At 30.7% G+C, this 19,256-nt stretch carries 19 protein-coding genes; 14 read left to right on the forward strand and 5 right to left on the reverse strand.

Features of this window, described 5'->3' with window-relative positions:
* The first annotated feature begins 36 nt into the window (after positions 1-36).
* From ACZ49Z_RS03660 to ACZ49Z_RS03725, 14 genes are all read left to right on the forward strand, one after another.
* Positions 37-396 (forward strand): nuclear transport factor 2 family protein, encoded by a 360-nt coding sequence (locus ACZ49Z_RS03660; RefSeq protein WP_464306842.1) that lies wholly within the window; start codon positions 37-39, stop codon positions 394-396.
* Between the two features lie 540 nt (positions 397-936).
* A complete protein-coding gene (locus ACZ49Z_RS03665; RefSeq protein ID WP_464306843.1) occupies positions 937-2,094 on the forward strand; it encodes an RHS repeat domain-containing protein in 1,158 nt (385 codons plus the stop codon).
* Between the two features lie 2 nt (positions 2,095-2,096).
* Positions 2,097-2,561, forward strand: coding sequence for a hypothetical protein (locus ACZ49Z_RS03670; protein WP_464306844.1), 465 nt, complete (start codon positions 2,097-2,099; stop codon positions 2,559-2,561).
* Positions 2,562-2,659: 98 nt separating this feature from the next.
* Complete coding sequence (locus ACZ49Z_RS03675) at positions 2,660-2,869, forward strand: transposase (RefSeq protein ID WP_464306845.1); 210 nt, start codon at positions 2,660-2,662, stop codon at positions 2,867-2,869.
* Between the two features lie 190 nt (positions 2,870-3,059).
* A complete protein-coding gene (locus tag ACZ49Z_RS03680) occupies positions 3,060-3,767 on the forward strand; it encodes a hypothetical protein (protein ID WP_464306846.1) in 708 nt (235 codons plus the stop codon).
* A 33-nt stretch (positions 3,768-3,800) separates the two neighbouring features.
* The gene (locus tag ACZ49Z_RS03685) at positions 3,801-4,130 is read left to right on the forward strand and encodes a hypothetical protein (RefSeq protein ID WP_464306847.1); all 330 of its coding nucleotides are present in this window, start codon (positions 3,801-3,803) and stop codon (positions 4,128-4,130) included.
* A gap of 70 nt (positions 4,131-4,200) precedes the next feature.
* Positions 4,201-4,683 carry a hypothetical protein gene (locus ACZ49Z_RS03690; RefSeq protein WP_464306848.1) on the forward strand — a complete coding sequence of 161 codons (483 nt, stop codon included), beginning with the start codon at positions 4,201-4,203 and terminating at the stop codon, positions 4,681-4,683.
* A gap of 234 nt (positions 4,684-4,917) precedes the next feature.
* A complete protein-coding gene (locus ACZ49Z_RS03695; RefSeq protein WP_464306849.1) occupies positions 4,918-5,859 on the forward strand; it encodes an RHS repeat domain-containing protein in 942 nt (313 codons plus the stop codon).
* A gap of 38 nt (positions 5,860-5,897) precedes the next feature.
* Positions 5,898-6,131 carry a hypothetical protein gene (locus ACZ49Z_RS03700; RefSeq protein WP_464306850.1) on the forward strand — a complete coding sequence of 78 codons (234 nt, stop codon included), beginning with the start codon at positions 5,898-5,900 and terminating at the stop codon, positions 6,129-6,131.
* Positions 6,118-6,621, forward strand: a complete 504-nt coding sequence (locus ACZ49Z_RS03705) for a hypothetical protein (protein ID WP_464306851.1) — start codon at positions 6,118-6,120, stop codon at positions 6,619-6,621. The genes ACZ49Z_RS03700 and ACZ49Z_RS03705 overlap by 14 nt, the downstream gene beginning before the upstream one ends.
* Positions 6,622-6,828: 207 nt before the next feature.
* A complete protein-coding gene (locus tag ACZ49Z_RS03710; RefSeq protein ID WP_464306852.1) occupies positions 6,829-7,227 on the forward strand; it encodes a hypothetical protein in 399 nt (132 codons plus the stop codon).
* A gap of 182 nt (positions 7,228-7,409) precedes the next feature.
* Positions 7,410-8,741, forward strand: coding sequence for an RHS repeat domain-containing protein (locus tag ACZ49Z_RS03715; protein WP_464306853.1), 1,332 nt, complete (start codon positions 7,410-7,412; stop codon positions 8,739-8,741).
* 4 nt (positions 8,742-8,745) lie between these two features.
* Positions 8,746-9,186 (forward strand): hypothetical protein, encoded by a 441-nt coding sequence (locus tag ACZ49Z_RS03720; protein ID WP_464306854.1) that lies wholly within the window; start codon positions 8,746-8,748, stop codon positions 9,184-9,186.
* 29 nt (positions 9,187-9,215) lie between these two features.
* On the forward strand, positions 9,216-9,545 hold the full coding sequence (locus tag ACZ49Z_RS03725) for a hypothetical protein (RefSeq protein ID WP_464306855.1): 330 nt from the start codon (positions 9,216-9,218) through the stop codon (positions 9,543-9,545).
* Positions 9,546-9,949: 404 nt separating this feature from the next.
* Here ACZ49Z_RS03725 and dusB read toward each other — a convergent pair whose 3' ends face one another.
* The 5 genes from dusB to ACZ49Z_RS03750 form a co-directional block, all read right to left on the reverse strand.
* A complete protein-coding gene (dusB, locus tag ACZ49Z_RS03730; RefSeq protein ID WP_464306856.1) occupies positions 9,950-10,945 on the reverse strand; it encodes a tRNA dihydrouridine synthase DusB in 996 nt (331 codons plus the stop codon).
* A gap of 102 nt (positions 10,946-11,047) precedes the next feature.
* Complete coding sequence (gene flxY / locus ACZ49Z_RS03735) at positions 11,048-12,346, reverse strand: flexirubin biosynthesis putative acyl-CoA ligase FlxY (protein WP_464306857.1); 1,299 nt, start codon at positions 12,344-12,346, stop codon at positions 11,048-11,050.
* Positions 12,343-14,019 carry a C45 family autoproteolytic acyltransferase/hydolase gene (locus tag ACZ49Z_RS03740; RefSeq protein WP_464308041.1) on the reverse strand — a complete coding sequence of 559 codons (1,677 nt, stop codon included), beginning with the start codon at positions 14,017-14,019 and terminating at the stop codon, positions 12,343-12,345. Before ACZ49Z_RS03740 ends, flxY begins: the two co-directional genes overlap by 4 nt.
* A gap of 10 nt (positions 14,020-14,029) precedes the next feature.
* Complete coding sequence (locus tag ACZ49Z_RS03745; protein WP_464306858.1) at positions 14,030-15,550, reverse strand: phytoene desaturase family protein; 1,521 nt, start codon at positions 15,548-15,550, stop codon at positions 14,030-14,032.
* A gap of 2 nt (positions 15,551-15,552) precedes the next feature.
* Positions 15,553-19,254, reverse strand: a complete 3,702-nt coding sequence (locus tag ACZ49Z_RS03750; RefSeq protein ID WP_464306859.1) for a 1-acyl-sn-glycerol-3-phosphate acyltransferase — start codon at positions 19,252-19,254, stop codon at positions 15,553-15,555.
* Between the last annotated feature and the right edge of the window lie 2 nt (positions 19,255-19,256).

Below are 19,256 nucleotides of genomic sequence, written 5' to 3' on the forward strand. Positions count from 1 at the left end.
AAAGAAACTTATAATCTGTGGAAAAACAATAAAAAAATGTCCGAGAATCTACAAACAATTGCATACCGTTGGTTTGAAGCCTTCAATGAAAAAAACATTGAAAAATTATTGGCTCTATATGATGACGAAGCAAAACATTTTAGTCCAAAACTAAAAATTAGACAACCTGAAACAAAAGGTTTAATAGAAGGAAAAAATGCTATGCACTCTTGGTGGAAAGAAGCTTTTGAAAAACTCCCTAGCCTACATTATAAGGTTACTTCACTCACTGCTAACACAGACCGTGTTTTCATGGAATATATCCGACAAGTTGAAAATGAAGAAGACATGGCTATTGCTGAAGTATTAGAAATTAGAGAAGGTAAAATCATCTTCTCAAGAGTATATCATGGATAAAATTGTTTTTTAACCGCTAGAACAAACCTTTAAAGACTTTACTAAGTCTTTTTTTGTGGCATTTTAAAAAAATAAAAACACTCTACCATTCCTCCTTTTAATTTTCTACCAAAAAACCAAACCCCCACCTTGGCATTTTTTTTGCGATGACTATAATATGCTACTTCAAAATTGTTGTGACAAAAACAGTAACACATTTCATTTTGTCACAGAAAGTGTGACATTATCCATTTCAAATTAAAATTGACACAAAAACCGTGACGTTTTGTGTTTCAAAATAAAAATTGTCACAGCATCCATTTCAAATCAAAATTACACCATTTACCGCGAAAGTTATACTATTTTATTTTTAAAAAACCAAAAACTAACGCAACTATTTTCAAAAAGCAACTCGAAATTCTTGAATTCCGAGTACAACTTGTTTTGTTGTTTTATAGCGTGGCTACATTTTCATTTTAGGTAACGTCTTAAAAAGTGTCTAAAACATTACCTTAGTTTTTCTATATTTACAATGCAACAGGGCAAAAAGTGATTAAAAAAGTGAACGAGAACAACACCAACATAAACACATACTATTTGTCAGGTGGTTTTCAGTATGAAGAAATCATCACATCAACTACCTCACAAATGCCACAGTTAAAATTCTTCCCACATGCAGAAGGCTATGTCAATGTAGAACAAGGAAGAAGCACTAGCTATTTTAATTATGTGTTTAACTATACCGACCACTTAGGCAACATTCGATTAAGTTATGGATACGATCCTTCAATACAAACAACCAAAATTATTGAAGAGAATCATTATTATGCCTTTGGACTAAAACACACAGGATATAACAGCGACCTGTTGCTTTGGATGGAAGACATAGACACCGATAGAATTAGCCTTCAACAAAGCCAGATCAAGACTGCTGCTCCTGCATTTGTTCCAAAATCTTCTGGTTACCAGTATAAATACAACGGTAAAGAACTGCAAACTGAGCTGGAGCTTAATATGTACGACTACGGTGCTAGGAATTATGATGCTGCACTAGGACGTTGGATGAATATTGATCCATTAGCTGAACAAATGAGAAGACACTCACCTTACAATTATGCCTTTGATAATCCTGTTTACTTTATTGATCCCGACGGGATGGCTCCTACTGGAGCGAATTCAGACCCTATTGAGAGAGATAAAAACGAAAAAATTGTATATGTGCCAAAATACACAACTGAAGTTAGCCATCCATCTGGTAGTACCACTACAGGAGAAATTGGTTATGTTTTTGCTGACGATGGAACTCCTATTGAAGTCATGAAAAATATGGGAAGTGAACCAGGATGGGATAAAAACTGTCACGGAACTAGTTTTGCTGATGGAGAATTTAATATGACCAATGATGAAGCAGCTAAATTAATTGAACATGATGGTTATTCTAGTGTAGATAAAGTTAAAAATATTAAAGAAGGTGATATTGCTATTTACTCTAAGGACGGTAACATTGAACATTCAATGACTGTTACTGAAACTGCCAAATCATTAGATAATATTAAAGTTACAGGGTTGGGTGGTTTAGAAAGTAAAAACAAAACTGTTAAAATAACTGAGGGCTGGAGTCGTGCTGATAACGTAACAGTTATTAGAAAAGATAAAGCAGATAAAGTTATTACAGATGAGCAAATCAAAGAACGTCAGGCAACAGTAGAAAAAATGTAATTATGAAAAAGAGTATTCTAATGATGATATTATTAACAATAATTATATCTTGTAAAACAGTCGACTTAACTCTCGGAGAGAAATATTCCTTGCAAAACGGAAAACGAAACGCAGAAAAAATATTTTTACCTAATAACAGTTATGCTAATAGTTTTGATATTATAAATAATGATATTTTATTTAAAATTTGTTTAAACGAAAAAAGTAAAATTATTTTTATTACAACAAAAGATTTAGATTTTGAGACTAATGGCTTCAAAATAAATCACGAAATTGGAAAAGAACTCAACAAAAAAGAAAAAGAAAAAATTGAAGGTTGGGGTCAATTTATACTTTTAGAAACTGGTTGGTATGCTGGTTTTGATGATAAAGAAATTGTAAATGAAAATTCTAAAATCAAATGTTTTTTTAAGTTTAATTTTAATCAGTCAAATGCCAAATTAAAATTAACTAATAAAAAAAATTAAATTTAAACTAAAGAGGCTGTCCAAAAAGTAAGGACAGCCTTTTTTTGTTGTATTTTATCTCTAAAATTAGTATCTTAGAGTTGACACAAAAATACACAATGGCTAAGATAGTTTTTAAAAATCAAACAGGCAATTCTCCAGAGTTATTTCCTATCAATATTTTCGATAGAATACCGCAAAACCATCCAGTTCGCTTAGTGGAACAAGTTGTTAATCAGTTAGATATAAGTGAAATTTTAAAACACTATAAAGGTGGAGGTACTTCTGCTTATCACCCCGCTCTTCAAGGAGTTCTAATGAAACCGTGATGCTCTACGATGGTCTCCCGACCTCGTAGCAAATAATAAAAAAGCAAAAACCACTCTGTAAAAAGGAGTGGTTTTGTTGTTTTATAGCGTGGCTACATTTATATTTTAGGTAACGTCTTAAAAAGTGTGTAAAACATTACCTTAGTTTTTCTATATTTACAATGCAACAGGACAAAAGGTGATTAAAAAAGTGAACGAGAACAACACCAACATAAACACATACTATTTGTCAGGTGGTTTTCAGTATGAAGAAATCATCACATCAACTACCTCACAAATGCCACAGTTAAAATTCTTCCCACATGCAGAAGGCTATGTCAATGTAGCACAAGGAAGAAGTACTAGCTATTTTAATTATGTGTTTAACTATACCGACCACTTAGGCAACATTCGATTAAGTTATGCCTATGACCCTTCAATACAAACAACCAAAATTATTGAAGAGAATCATTATTATGCCTTTGGACTAAAACACACAGGATATAACAGCGACCTATTGCTTTGGATGGAAGACATTGTTACAGATAAAATGAGCCTTAGAAAAATGTTTACTCCAAAATCTTCTGGTTACCAGTATAAATACAACGGAAAAAAACCTCAAACTGAACTAAATCTTAACTGGGATAGCTTCAAATGGAGAAACTACGATTATGCTATTGGTAGATTTATGAGTATTGACCCTTTAGCGGAAGATTACACTTGTAATAGCCCTTATGCATTTCAAGAAAATAAAATGGGATTAGGAAGAGAATTGGAAGGTCTTGAATTATATTCAGATAGATCAAAAGATGGTAAATCAACAACTTTAACTTACAAAGCTAAAGTTGTAAATAATACAATTAGTATTAGTCAAGCTCAAGTAAATCAACTTGTAAATGAAAGGATTGCAACTACATAAAAAAGTTTTAGTGGAGAAACAGCAGAAGGATTGATGGTAAATTGTAAGGTAATTTTAGATGAAAATGCAACAATTATTTGGGAGTATAATGATGCAATAATTGAAAAGAAAGGTAACCCAGGTGAACCAAACGGCATGGGATACACAGATGATAAAAATAATACACAAGTAAATAAAACACAAGTTAATGTGCCTAATGTATTAGAATTCGATGAGAACGGTATTCCAATAGTTAATGAAAGCAATAATGCTACAGCGTCTAAAACAGGTTCTCACGAAGATGGTCATGTTGGGAGGTTACGTCATGGTAAAGGATTAATGGGTAACAAAGACAACAACACAGAACTTACTAAAGAACAGTGAAGTCAACTAATTAAAAACGTAGAATTACAACAACCTAAAAAAGAAGATTCTCAAAATTAATAACTTAATTATGATTAAAAATACAGTTTATTTTATCGTTTGCTTTTGTTTATTTAGTTTAATTAGTTGTAAAAGTTACAAAGAGGAATTTAAAGAATTTGAAAGCGCATCATACGAACATGTTGTAAAAAAAACGCTAGAAAAATACGATGTTGTGGATGAAAAATATTCTTTGTTAATTTTTACAGATAATTATCTTAATGATAAAGTTTTTGTAAAAAATCATGGTGATACCTTGTTTAATGAAAAATTAATAACGAATGAGCATTATGGTATGGCTAAAACTATTAAAATTAATAATAATTTCGACACAAAAATTGTTGATTATGAAACTAATACCATTATAAATATTAAAAAAGAGACTGCTAAAAAGTATAAATATATATATGTAGAAAAACTAAAATACTACAAAGATGCTTGGGGTAATGACAGCATAGTTAATAAAAAACCATACACAATAACTTATAGTAATTCATTATTAGGTCTAATGTAATTTATATAAAACTCCGCTCTTCGAGGTGTTCTCATGAAAACGAATAGCTCTACGATGGTCTCCTGACCTCGTAGCAAATAATAAAAACAAAAAGCACTCTTGTAAAAAAGGGTGCTTTTGTTGTTTTATAGCGTGGTTACATTTATATTTTAGGTAACGTCTTAAAAAGTGTGTAAAACATTACCTTAGTTTTTCTATATTTACAATGCAACAGGGCAAAAAGTGATTAAAAAAGTGAACGAGAACAACACCAACATAAACACATACTATTTGTCAGGTGGTTTTCAGTATGAAGAAATCATCACATCAACTACCTCACAAATGCCACAGTTAAAATTCTTTCCACATGCAGAAGGCTATGTCAATGTAGAACAAGGAAGAAGTACCAGCTATTTTAATTATGTGTTTAACTATACCGACCACTTAGGCAACATTCGATTAAGTTATGTCTATGCCCCTTCAATACAAACAACTAAAATTATTGAAGAAAATCATTATTATGCCTTTGGACTAAAACACACAGGATATAACAGCGACCAATTGCTTTGGATGGAAGACATTGTTACAGATAAAATGAGCCTTAGAAAAATGTTTACTCCAAAATCTTCTGGTTACCAGTATAAGTACAACGGCAAAGAACTGCAAACAGAGTTAGGACTGAACTTCTACGATTACGGGGCTAGGAATTATGATGCTGCTTTAGGTAGATGGTTGAACATTGACCCGTTGGCGGAGAAGTATTCTCCTTCGTCCATATATCACTATTCTGCAAATAACCCTGTCTTTTTTAAAGAAGTTGATGGAAGATATTTTGTTGGAACCAATGGTAAGAGGGTTAAAATTAGAAAAAGAAATGGGATAATTAGGCTTGGAAAAAATGCTTCTGATGACTTAAAAAGTTTAGTGGATTATGTTAATTCTTCAGGAAGTGAAACAGCTGTTAATCAAATTTTAAAGACAGGTAGAAATAAAAGTAGAATACATGTAAAAGCAGAATACGAAGTCCATGATAGTCCTGATCAATTAGGATATGGTTTAAATGGCCTGCACCAAGCTCATGATGAAGAAGGAAATCCACTCTTGTGGAATGATGAAAAAGGTAATTTTGACGGAATACCTGCTTATGTTGAAGGAGAAGAAGGGTTTACAAAGAAGCTACTATTACAATTTTTATAGGAAATATAAAGAAAAAAGGAGGTGATTTCCCAATAATATTGACAAAAGATCAAGAGATTGCAAGGGTTTTTCAACATGAAACAAATCATAACACAGATAGTGAATTTATACAGGATCTAAAAAATAAACGAGAAGGTAAAAAAAGTTCTGGAATTGGCCCACATGATAATATAATTCCTCAACAAGATCAAGTTATCAAAGAAATTAACAAATTATATGGAGGGTCAGCAGGATCAGCTGATAAAAAAATAATTAATTATGAGAAACAATAATAAAATGAAGATTTTCTTTTTAATTATCAGTACATCTATGTTTTCACAGGGAGCATGGGATTTAAAATATATTCCTATCGATTCCATGAATAATTCTTTTATTAATAAAGAGATTCGATTAGACTTTAAAAACACAAAATATGACATTATAAATGGAAATGTAAGTGTATTTGATATACGAAGATTACTCTCCCATCAAGACACCGTCACATTAGGTGTAAAAGGAAAACTTTATAATTTTACAGAAAATTGGAAAATCTATGATGACTACGGTGTTTTAAGAGAGCAAACATTGGTAAGCTTCGATAAAAAAAAGGAAAACGATGAAACATTAGTGATCAAAGAAGTTTTTATCATGTCAATTGATGATACAATATTAAAATTAAAAATTAATATTTATACTAATTCAAAGTGTAAAAAAACAAATGAAGAGTTAGAAATCGTTGTGAGTAAGTATATTTTAAAAGGACTTTTATTAAGAGCCAAGTAGATGTCCCAATCCCCGCTCCCGCACGAATCCTTTCGTGTGGTAATTAAAACAAGAACAAAAACCACCCCAACCAGAAAGAATAACATATTCCTAAATGTAATTCCAAAAAAATTACCTACACTTTATGATGATACGAAAGATGAATTCGAGTTTACCTCAAAATTTAACCCTAGAGACGATTTTTACCATAAATAAAAACAAAATATAATGAAGAAAATTATAGGTATAATTATATTGTTCTTGTTTAATCATATAGGTTATTCACAGACAAACACAGTAGAACACGTTTCCATCATTGATTTAATTGCAAATGGAAATCTTTACAAAGAAAAAAAACTTTATATTAAAGGTTATTTTGTTGACTCAGGTAGATATGGCAGATTATATCTTAATAAAGAAGATGCGCAATACAGTATTGATGTAAACTCCCTAATGATTAATTATGATTTCTTTGATAATTGCGAAAGAAACCCAAATGATTTATTTGATTTTAATAATTCTTACATTTCATTAACAGCTTACTTCGATGGCATAAAAAACATCTACCAAGGAGGACTTATTTTTAATATTTATGATTTCTCAAAATTAGAAGTTGACGAAAATTAACCAGCTCATAGAGGTATGGTAATGTACCGCTCTTGGAGGAGTTCTAATGAAACCGTGATGCTCTACGATGGTCTCCTGACCTCGTAGCAAATAATAAAAAAGCAAAAACCACTCTGTAAAAAGGAGTGGTTTTGTTGTTTTATAGCGTGGCTACATTTATATTTTAGGTAACGTCTTAAAAAATGTGTAAAATATTACCTTGGTTTTTCTATATTTACAATGCAACAGGACAAAAAGTGATTAAAAAAGTGAACGAGAACAACACCAACATAAACACATACTATTTGTCAGGTGGTTTTCAGTATGAAGAAATCATCACATCAACTACCTCACAAATGCCACAGTTAAAATTCTTCCCACATGCAGAAGGCTATGTCAATGTAGAACAAGGAAGAAGTACTAGCTATTTTAATTATGTGTTTAACTATACCGACCACTTAGGCAACATTCGATTAAGTTATGCCTATGACCCTTCAATACAAACAACCAAAATTATTGAAGAAAATCATTATTATGCCTTTGGACTAAAACACACAGGATATAACAGCGACCTATTGCTTTGGATGGAAGACATAGACACCGATAGAATTAGCCTTCAACAAAGCCAGATCAAGACTGCTGCTCCTGTATTTGTTCCAAAATCTTCTGGTTACCAGTATAAATACAACGGTAAAGAACTGCAAACTGAGCTAGGACTGAACATGTACGACTATGGTGCAAGGAATTATGATGCTGCGCTGGGTAGATGGATGAATATGGATGCTCTTAGTGAATCGTATTTCCCAGTTTCTCCTTATATTTATGCTATAAACAATCCAATGTTTTTTGTAGATCCTGATGGTAATCGAATTATTATTTATTACGGTGAGAATGGAGATAAGGAACAAGAATATCAATATGAAAAAGATAGAGACTATTCAAAAATAGAAGATGCATTCTTAGCTGATGCTTACAAAGCATTATATGCTTTATATAGCACCTCAAATATCGAAATTGATGGAGAAGAAGTAAATATACTTGGTGAACTGATTAAAGATAATAAAGAATTATCTTTAGTTCAAACAGAAAACGGTTCAACCTTCTCTTATGGGAGATCATACAAAAACAGGAAAGACACAAGTGGCAAGTCTAATAATGATATCGGCACACTTTATTTTAACAACAAAGAAGGTGTTCTTTTTGATGATGTGAATGACACTTCAGGAAGAGAATTAGAAGAAATGTTTAAAAATGGCACTCTACCAAATACTGCAAAAATTAATTCACCGACTTCTTATTTAGGTCACGAAATAGTTCCTGCATTTAATTATAAAAGAGACAAAACAAGTTACTTTAACAGAAGAAAGAGTGAACCTGTATATTTTGGTAAAATTAGAATAAGAAATCAAGAAGAAGCAAAGACTACAACATTATCAACACAAATTAATATAAAACTGAATGAGAATCCAAGATTAAATCATAGAGGAGCAGGAATAATAACTCAAGGAGTTTTATCAAATAAACCTAAAAAATAAAATTATGAAAATCAATTTTGTCTTTCTTTTTATATTATGCAGCTTGATATCTTGCAAAACAAATTCTAAAATAAATGATAAAAATTTTGAAAATGAGATTGTTTCAATAAAATTTATGGGTTCAATAAATGATTATTCACGTTCAATTGATGAAAGAGATTTTTGGGGACATAACGAAGAACACGTAATTTTAAAATTTTATGATAATGATTTTTTAGAGTCAATAATAAAAATAAAAAATAATGATTGCTCTAATTTTGAAGAATATAAATACGTATTTATTTTAAGAAATAAAAACACGATAGATACTATTTATTCCGATTATTCTTTAAAAACTTGGATTTTTAAAAAAGAAAACAAGGAAGAAAAGTGTTTTTATGATGATAGTGGTAAGATAGCTAGAGATTTAAGAGATCGATATTCATTTTTTAGAGATTGCTGGTAAAACTGGTAATGTAATTAAAAGATAATAACATGAAAAAAAATCTATTTATAGTAATATTATTTCTTGCATCATGTAAGTCCATACAAAATGAACGTTCTTTATCTGATAAAGTATTCAATTACCATATAGGTGTTGTTGACAATTTTATTAAATCCGAATATATTGACGATGATGTTTCTTTAAGACGCTCTATAGAATTTCTTGAAAGAATTACAAAAATAAAAAGTGATTATTCAGACCAATATATTATGTTTTACAACCCAACAAAAAACAATTTAAAAGATTGGAAAAGATGGTACAAAAAAAATAAGAACAATTTATATTGGAATGAAATTGAGAAAAGATTAGAGTTAAAATAAAAAAAACGATAGCTCGGATTTATCTCCAGCTGCGCATTCTATGATAAAAAAATCATTAGCGCAGATTTGCATTCATAAGTGTTCGAAACCTTAAAATTGGTAATGTATCAAATTTAGTGATGGCGTTTTTATGACTTTTTAATTAATGGTTTAATAATCAATAAAAGCTGAAAAATAATTATAACAAAGATGAACTATATGGTTCATCTTTGTTTATGTTTAAAGTTCTTAAAAAGGGAAAAAAGACAATCTTGTGTATTAAAATTAGTGACAGTGTGGTTTTGTTGTTTTATAGAATACTTTGTATTTTTCTTTTAGCTATAAACGCATCAATTACGGAGAAAATATGATTGCGGTCAACTTCTTCAAACTTACATACTTTTAGAATACGATTACTAGTTTTCTTATTCTGTAAATTGATAATCTCCGAAAACTGCTTCAATTTCTGTAAAAACATCTAGTAATTGATGGAGTCCATCAGTGGTTACTAATTTTTGTTTATATTCTTTAAATCCATGAATACCTTTAAAATAATTTGTATAGTGTCTGCGCATTTCAACGACTCCTACTCTTTCATTTTTCCATTCTACAGACCAAATCAAATGATTACGAGCAGCTTCAATACGATCTCTCATTGTGGGTACTGGCAAATGTTCTCCCGTCTTGAAATAATGTTTAATTTCATTAAAAATCCAAGGATAACCAATGGCTGCCCTACCAATCATCATGCCATCTAAGCCAAATTTGTTTTTATATTCTAATGCCTTTTCTGGTGAATCAATGTCTCCATTACCAAATATTGGCATGTTTATTCTAGGGTTTTCCTTCACTCTGGCTATATGTGTCCAGTCGGAATGGCCTTTATACATTTGAGCTCTTGTTCTTGCATGTATGGTCAATGCTTGCACGCCTACATCTTGCAATCGTTCGGCTACTTCGTCTATATTTATCGAATCTTCGTCCCAACCTAAACGTGTTTTTACTGTTACAGGCAAAGAAGTGCTTTTTATAACTGCTTTAGTTAAGCGAATCATTAAGTCCACATCTTTTAGAACTCCTGCTCCTGCTCCTTTCGATACTACTTTTTTTACAGGGCAACCAAAATTAATATCAACTAAATCAGGCTGAACTGTTTCTACAATTTTTGCACTCAACGCCATTGCTTCTTCGTCTCCTCCAAAAATTTGAATACCTACTGGGCGTTCATAATCAAAGATATCTAGTTTTTGACGACTTTTAATAGCATCTCGTATTAATCCTTCTGAAGAAATAAATTCGGAATACATTAAATCTGCTCCATGCAGTTTACATAAACGACGAAACGGAGGATCACTAACATCTTCCATTGGTGCTAACAAAAGGGGAAAATCTGGTAATTCTATGTTGCCAATTTTGGGCATTTTCTATATTTTTTTTTGCAAAAATACGTTTTTATAGTATTAAAACACAAATGTATAAGCTATAAAAGTATTCGTTGTAATGATATGACTATTTTAAAAAAATTAGAATTCGTTTTTTCTTTTATCGAAAAAATGAATTGGTTTTCTACTCATTGGATTAAAAATCAATTTATTTAATATTTCTTTAGTAGAAAACTCAATTTTTGGTGTTACTCTTAATTTGGCTCTAAAATGATCTTTAATTTGCTGTAGAAAAGCAGGATTTTCATTATTTGTGGCAATTTTAATAACAATCTCATCAGTACCTATTTCGTTAGTCAACACTTCAATAATATGACATTCAATAGCATCAAAATCATTCAAAATATCATTCATTGCAGGAGGATAGAGTGTTGTTCCTTTATATTTTATCATTTGTTTTTTCCTTCCTATAACAGGACCAACGCGTACTGTATTTCTTCCACAAGAACATGGCTCGTCGTGAAGTTGTACTATATCACCCGTTTTAAAACGAACCAAAGGCATTGCTTCTACTCCTAAAGTAGTGAAAGTTAATTCACCCGCTTCTCCTTTCTTAACAGGTTTATTGTTTTCATCTAATACCTCAACTATGATTAGCTCTGGATGATGATGTCCTCCAACACCCTGTTCACATTCAGTGAAGGCGGTACTCATCTCCGTGGAAGCATAGGTAGAAAATAGCTTAATATTCCATTTATCAGTTATTTTCTTTGCTAATATATTCATTGAAAAATCTTGATTTCTTAAGGGTTCTCCAATACATATTGCTCCTTTTATCCCTGAATTATTAAAATCAATGTCTTGTTTTTCGGCATATTCTATCATTTTTAATAAAAAAGAAGGCACCGTAATTAAATAGCTTGGTTTATACTTTAGAATGGAATCCCATTGCAATTCTGGAATTCCTGCTCCAACTCTAACAACACCTACTTTCATTTTTCTGAGCCCTAGAAAATAGGCTAATCCAGCCATAAATCTTCTATCCATTGTGGTCATAAGTTGCACTACATCTCCTTCTTTTATTCCCGCACAATCAAAAGAAATTGCTTCATTATAGGCCAATCTGTCTAAATCACCATCTGTTAACCCAAAGGTAACAGGGTCGCCTAGTGTTCCCGATGTGGTAGCAAAATCAATTACTTTTGAAGTTGGCACACACATAAAATCATCATTATATTGCTGTAGTTCTTCCTTTGTCGTAACAGGTAACAATTGCAAATCTTCAATTGTTTTTATATTATTTAAATCAATGTTCTTTTCTTTAAATAGACGACTGTAGTATGGTGATTTTTCATTAACATAGTGCAACAAATCCATCAATTTTTGCTCTTGAAAGATCTTTATTTCCTTTGGAGTTTTTTTTTCAATTTCTGGAATCATTGTATTTTTCTATTTATTTTTAACACATATTTCTCAATTTCTTTTCTTGATGGTAATGTAGTTATTTCTTTTTTTAGTGCTTCCTCAAAATGTTTTTTTGCTATTTCATATTTTTTCTGACGATAATAGTATAGTCCAGCTTTGTAATGTACTACCCAATAATTTGGATTCAACGCTTGGTAGTCATTAATAAATGATGCTGAAATAGCTCCTTTTTGATCTAAAAACACATCCATTTTTCGATCTTCAATTCTAAACTTTTCATAATCTTTATACGCTTTTGTTTCTATGAAAATATCCTGTGGAATGTTCTTTTCTTCTGTTGCCAAAGATGTTATTGGAGATAATTTTCTTTTTTGTTCTTCACTAAAAATCTTTTTCAAATCATAACATACAAATTCACCTAGCTGATATGGATTTGCAGATACCCATACTAGTTTTTCGCTTGGTTGAAAAACAATACCATGATGGGCCAATAACTGATTGAGGGCTTTCTCATTTCCATAACCTAATGGCTTGTTCTTTAGTCCTTCTCTATTTCTAAGTATTTCTACTGCTACTATAGGGCTAATTTTTACATTTTCAGCAATTAGTTCCTGCATTCTTTCAAAACGATACTTAGAATGACTATTAATTATTTGTGATATATTTCTCTTATCGTCTTTAAAACTATCACTTTGAAAATGATTGGAACAAACAAGTTGGGTCGTATTTGGAACTTCATACACTCCAAAACCATTGGGTGCTACCTCTATTAAAATGGCTTTGTTATCATTGGCACTTCCAACCATAATAGATTCTGACACAAAAACTTTTCTATTCTTTGCAATTGCTATGGCTTCGTCAATATTTTTTGCATATTGTAAAATTTCTCTAGACAGAATTGAAATAGGTGTTTTTGCTACTAAAGGAATCTTTGATTTTCCTGCGTTAATAGTAACCGTTAGTCCTTCACTGTTCATCCCAGAACACACTCCAATCATCCCTGCCCAAGTGACCATCATGAAAGGATAGCCTTTATCTGGTTGTATAAAAGCTACCACTTTATCCTTTGCAAACTCATCACCTGCATAAAAATCAAAATTTCTTCCTATCAACAGGTTTCCATCTTCTGTTTTATCGCCCCAAGCAGCAAAAGACGAACATCCAACTAGTGCTAAATCCTGAAGCGCATGTCCAATATCATGTGCACCATGAAGGTACAGACTTCTTAAATATTTAGGTGCGATATAATTAAAATTATTTGATGTAAACTCAGCTATTCCATAGATCTCCGTTTTATATTCTTCCGGAACATTTAAATATAATTTCCTATTATACCATTTGAGAAAGGAACGCAATACTTTTTGTTTAAACTTTGAGGGAACTATTTCTTCAATTTTAGAAAAGAAAATGGATTCTTGCTTTTTCAGTAATGAATCTGTCAAAGCCCCCATCATTAGCCCTCTTTCTAAAGGGTCACCTGCTACATATAATTCCCAAAGACTTTGTTTGTTTTTTATAAAGAAATGATCTCCAGACACAAACTCTGTATCTGACATCTTATTGATTACAGGTAATTCGGTATTGTATCCTTCCGTAATTGGTTTATGTGATAACGATTTTGAAGTACCACAAGAGGAAAGAATTAAAACCATAATTCCAATAAGCCAAAAACGAATGTTCTCTTTTATTTTCAAACAATTAATCAATGTTATAATTCTTAATTTTATTTACTAAATACTCTTTCCCCACAATATCCGAACAAGTTACTACAGCTCCAATTGTAACTCCTAAGACCCCATGCATATTCACGCTTTGTCCTGTTAGAAATAAATTATCCAATTTAGTTTTTGTTGGAATAAACGTTTTCATCGGCTCGTTTGAATCTTTTACATATCCATACATATTCCCTTTGTGTCCACCAATATAATCTCTATAGGATAATGGTGTTGAAGTATGTATTGATTTTATGCAATCTCTAATTCCTGGAAACTTAATTTCTATTTCTTTTAAAAATCGTTCCGCTTTTCTTGCTTTGAACTCCTCATAGGTTTCTCCTCTACTGTTTTTTTCTGATACTGTATTGAAGGTATTTTCCCATGGTTTTAAATCATCAAAATGCATATAGGTTATAAAGGTCATTCCATCTGCCCATTCATCATTTTCACCTGATGCATTCATTGAACCCATATATGCTTTTGGCCAAGACTCTTCATCGTATTCGTAGGCTGTCCAAACATTATCACTATTTTTAAAATGATAGTAGTTGTTGTTAATATATTTAAATGTTTCAGGTTTAAAAACGATATATAAACTAAATGAAGAAATTACTCCTTCCAAACTTTGAATTCTTTTGTAAAAGGATTTTCTAAAATGTTCTTCTCCAACCATTTTTAAGGTCGTTTTCAATTCAATATTAGAAATGAAGTTTTCTGCTGAAACTTGTGATCCGTCTTTCATATCAACCGAAGTGATTCTGTTATCGGCAACATTAAAATTGGTAACTTCTTTGTATTTATAAACTTCGCCTCCGTACTTTTTTAATTGTTTGATTAGCTGTTTTGTGATTTGACTTCCTCCATGAATACATCTGTAAGCACTTTGTATATATGAATTAACGGACAACGCATGCACATAGAAGGGAGATTTATCCTCAACACCTGCATATAAAAAATTGGTTCCTGCTAATACAGCTTTCAATTTTTTATTATCAGTAATTCCATCAATATATTCTTTTGCGTTAATTGACAAAATCTCGCTTTCATATTGTCCTTCATATTCTAAATTATATAACGGAAATGAATTACAAACTTCTCTTACCTTTTTACAATATTCATTAATTGCTTCTCTTTCATTAGGAAAATATTTTACTAATTGCTCAATAAAATTATCATATCCTTGTGCATGTGGAAATTCTTCATTGGTATCTTCAAAGGAAATAATATCAAAACCATTTTCATCCATTTTTTTAAGCCTTAGATCATCCATTATACCTAAATATTTGAAATATTTATACAAATTCTGACCTTCGCTTAGCCCTCCGATATAATGAATTCCTGTATCAAAAATGGTTTTATCTCTAACAAATGTTTGTAGATTCCCTCCAAATTGATTGTTTTTTTCAAGCACACAAACACTATACCCTTCTTTAGCAAGAATAACAGCCGAAACCAACCCTCCAAGTCCACTACCTATAATGACTATATCATATTGTTCTTTCATCCTTATTTCCTCTTTAAAACAATTAATTTATCAACTTCATTTTCTATACTAAAATGCATAGACAGGATAATATCTTTATAATGTGATGCATTTAATAAAATTACCCTATTTGTTGTTTTTATAACATCATCAATATCATCTCCAACTCCTTTATTTGAAAGCAAGACTACATCATATTTGTTTTGTATAATGGTATCTATTGATTCTACGTATTTTAATTTTCTCTTTTTTGTTAAATAATTGGTTTTTGCTACACCTCTTTTTTCTTCATCTAAAATTAACGAAGTAATATTCCTTTGCGATTGCTGGAGTGTCATTAAAACATCTAACTGACCAAAATCATCTGCTAAATGGAAAACTTTTGCTTTATCAGAAATGTAACTATTTAATTCGTGATAGGTATGCGCATTCTCTTCAAAATCTTTTTTAATTTCGTCTACAATGATAGCCTCTTTGTAGTCAAAACTATTGAAAAGCATTTTCCTAAAATAAAAAGGATCTTCACTTTCTTTGCGCAATTTATTATACTCTTCTTTAAAATAAGCCCCAATCTTTTTTGTTTTTTCACTATACTCTTTTCCAAAAGTTAAACTATCAAATGGAATTCTCTCCAGTATTTCAACTGTAGTCTTGCCTCCATTAATAACAAAATCACCTTTTGGAAGCGTTTCTGAATAGCCATGAATCAATACTGGAACAATGTCTAAATTAAACTGTTCTGCTAAATAAAAAGCCCCTTTATGAAATCTTTTAACCGTATTATCTTCCGACCTTGTTCCTTCTGGAAAAACCATTAACGAAAATCCTTGTTCTACTTTGGATCGCAAATGTTCAACACCATTATCAATACCATTTGATACGGGATAAAATCCTGCTAAACGAACACCTTTTCCAAAAACGGGCGAATTATATACCCAATCACTCACTAAAAACACAATTTTCGGACTTAGGCTACCAACTGCTAAAATATCTAAAAAAGAAGTATGATTTGCTATAATTACAGCAGGTTTATCTAAATTTTCGTTTGATCTATTAATGATTCTTCTTTTATTGGAAGGATATGTTTTTAAAACTGACATCATAAATTTTGACAAAACACCATGGAAAGCTTTTAATTTTTTTTCTCTAGCAATTGGCAAAACTTTCATTAACAAAACACTAACGACTGACAACAGAAAACCTCCTAATCCATAGTAAATAAAAGATAGTACAGAATGAAGAAATCTTCGTATTTCTATTGGTGGTTGTCCTCTTTTTACTCTACTTGTCACAAAAAAACCAAAGACTAAAGGCTGAATTATAAAAGTAATTAACACAGCCGAAAATATTCCAATAATTGCAATTATTGAAATCGATTTTAAGGCTGGATGTTTTGCAAAAATTAAAACACCAATCCCTAAAATAGTAGTTGCTACAGAAAGCATTATAGACGTTCTATACGTTGGTAATTCACTTCTACCGTAGGTATGTTCTTTTTGCAAAGCAGAAGTCATGAAAATACTATAATCTACACCAATTCCAAAAATCAAAGTACAAACTATAATATTAATCACATTAAATTGTAAATCAAACATCCCCATTAATCCTGTAGTAAAAATCCAACTTACCACTATTGGAACGATACTAACTATAACCAATTCTATTCTCTTAAAGGAGAAAAGAAGAATAAAAAACATTGCTATGAACGAATAATTTATTAACCTTCCAAAATTATCCTTTAATGTTCCTAAAAATGTTTCATTCGTTTGTTGACGATCTATCACTACGATATTAGGTTGTTTCTTAATTTCATCAACAAAACCATCTCTTCTTTCTTTTGCGACCTTAACAACTGTAGAAATAGTATAAAAACCTTCTTTTTGAGCTACAAATTCATCTATAAAAAAAGAGGTTATTTTTTTATATTCATCAATAGTAACGGGAGCAAATTGATTTTTTAAATGCTCATAAAAAGTTTCGAAAGAGTTTTCTTTAAAACCAAACTTTCTCCCTTCGTCAATTAAATTTTCTTTAACTTCATTTATTCTTGAAGTATTCCAAAAAGCATTCCATTGGGCAATCTTTTCATTTTGTATTTTCTCTGAAAAAACTAAACCACCAATAGAGCTAAAATTAACAATTTTAAAATCTTCTTTATCCTTTTTTAGAACATCGAACAGATTGTTATTATTTTTTAAAACAGATTCAAAACTAGTACCATAATTAGCCAAATAGATGGATTTCGAATTTCCGTCCGTAATCTTTTCTAATTCACCTTCTACTTTCTTTAACTCTGGAGAAATAAAATTTAGTGATGCTAAATCGTTATTAAATGTCACTTTAGAATAGAAAAATGAACTCACCACTAAAAGAACAATCATTGCTATTACAAAAAACTTATTTTTATGATATGGATAGGCTGCTAATTTGTCTAAAATATTTTTTTCATTATTAAAAATTTTTAAACCTACTACACCTTTATCATTCTTGAATTTATACAATAAAGGAATCAAAATTAAAGAAAAAACAGACGTTGCAGTAACACACAAAGCCGCAAAAATTCCTAAATCTTTCAAAGCTTCAGATTTCACAAAAAATAAACATAGAAAACTGATGGATGTAGTAATTCCACAGAGCAATAAAGGTTTTGAAATATCTTTATAGAGTAGTTTGATATTTTTATTATTTCTCAGATGAGTAAGCACATAAATGGAATAATCTGTTGTTTCTCCTAACAAAATTGAACTAATTCCAAGCGATATTGCTGACACACTTCCTTTCGTGAAATACAAAACAGCTAATGCAAAAATGGCTCCTAATAAAGAAGGAATGAAAATAATTATCGGTGTTGAAATACTTCTGTAGAAAAAAGCTAAAATCAAAATGAGAGCAATCCCTGCAAAAACAGAAGTTAGCTGTACATCTTTTTTTATTTGTGTAGCATTGCCAACTGCTACAGGAGTAGCTCCATAGAAACTAAGAGAGGCCTTATCTTTAAACTTGAGATTCAAGTTATCTTTTATTTTATTTAATTTTTCAACAAAAACAGTATTTTTATCCGTTTCATTGGTGGGCAAGATTGGAGTAATAAACAATAAAATATTCTTTTTATCTTTTGTAATCACAAATCCATCTTGTAACTGAAAATCATCACCAATACTCAATTGTTGCATTTTTTTTAGAGCAATGAATGAAAGCCCTAATGGATCTTTCAAGATAAAATCACGAGACACAATGCCCGTTGGAGAAATTAACGATTTATAACTTGAAGCTACAATCTCAGAAATACTATCTTTTTGAATTTTATCTTGTATTGTTTTATAGTCGCTTTCCTCTAAAAACAAAGGCAAATTGTTATAGACAAAGTCAAAAACTTCTTCTAAATTTTCATCATTCAATCTACCTTGAACTTTTTCAACATACTCTTTGCATTCAGTTTCTAAATCATTTAGAAAAACGTCTGCCATTTCCGATAGAACTTCTGGTTCATTTTCCCCTTCTACAGAAATTTTAACTGTGATTTTATCTGCAAAATTAAGCTGATTTAATACTTTAGCTGTTATATTGGTTTTATCATTCGTTGGAATCAACCTTGTTATATCTTCACTAAATTGAATTTTAAATGCAAAATGCCCAACTAGTAAAAAGAAAACAAAAAAAAGCAAAATAGAAAATAATTTTCTCCTATTCACATAAGAATTAATAGCAATAAAAACTTTTTGCATGA

This window comes from Flavobacterium sp. KY-23415, from assembly GCF_055384985.1.

Bases quoted from the DNA above. Each gene is read 5' to 3' on its own strand.
- flxY (WP_464306857.1), bottom strand. From the start codon at position 12,346: ATGATTCCAGAAATTGAAAAAAAAACTCCAAAGGAAATAAAGATCTTT.
- ACZ49Z_RS03685 (WP_464306847.1), top strand. From the start codon at position 3,801: ATGGTAAATTGTAAGGTAATTTTAGATGAAAATGCAACAATTATTTGG.
- ACZ49Z_RS03675 (WP_464306845.1), top strand. From the start codon at position 2,660: ATGGCTAAGATAGTTTTTAAAAATCAAACAGGCAATTCTCCAGAGTTA.
- ACZ49Z_RS03705 (WP_464306851.1), top strand. From the start codon at position 6,118: ATGAGAAACAATAATAAAATGAAGATTTTCTTTTTAATTATCAGTACA.
- ACZ49Z_RS03745 (WP_464306858.1), bottom strand. From the start codon at position 15,550: ATGAAAGAACAATATGATATAGTCATTATAGGTAGTGGACTTGGAGGG.
- ACZ49Z_RS03670 (WP_464306844.1), top strand. From the start codon at position 2,097: ATGAAAAAGAGTATTCTAATGATGATATTATTAACAATAATTATATCT.
- ACZ49Z_RS03715 (WP_464306853.1), top strand. From the start codon at position 7,410: ATGTGTAAAATATTACCTTGGTTTTTCTATATTTACAATGCAACAGGA.
- ACZ49Z_RS03750 (WP_464306859.1), bottom strand. From the start codon at position 19,254: ATGCAAAAAGTTTTTATTGCTATTAATTCTTATGTGAATAGGAGAAAA.
- ACZ49Z_RS03725 (WP_464306855.1), top strand. From the start codon at position 9,216: ATGAAAAAAAATCTATTTATAGTAATATTATTTCTTGCATCATGTAAG.
- ACZ49Z_RS03710 (WP_464306852.1), top strand. From the start codon at position 6,829: ATGAAGAAAATTATAGGTATAATTATATTGTTCTTGTTTAATCATATA.
- ACZ49Z_RS03660 (WP_464306842.1), top strand. From the start codon at position 37: ATGTCCGAGAATCTACAAACAATTGCATACCGTTGGTTTGAAGCCTTC.
- dusB (WP_464306856.1), bottom strand. From the start codon at position 10,945: ATGCCCAAAATTGGCAACATAGAATTACCAGATTTTCCCCTTTTGTTA.
- ACZ49Z_RS03720 (WP_464306854.1), top strand. From the start codon at position 8,746: ATGAAAATCAATTTTGTCTTTCTTTTTATATTATGCAGCTTGATATCT.
- ACZ49Z_RS03690 (WP_464306848.1), top strand. From the start codon at position 4,201: ATGATTAAAAATACAGTTTATTTTATCGTTTGCTTTTGTTTATTTAGT.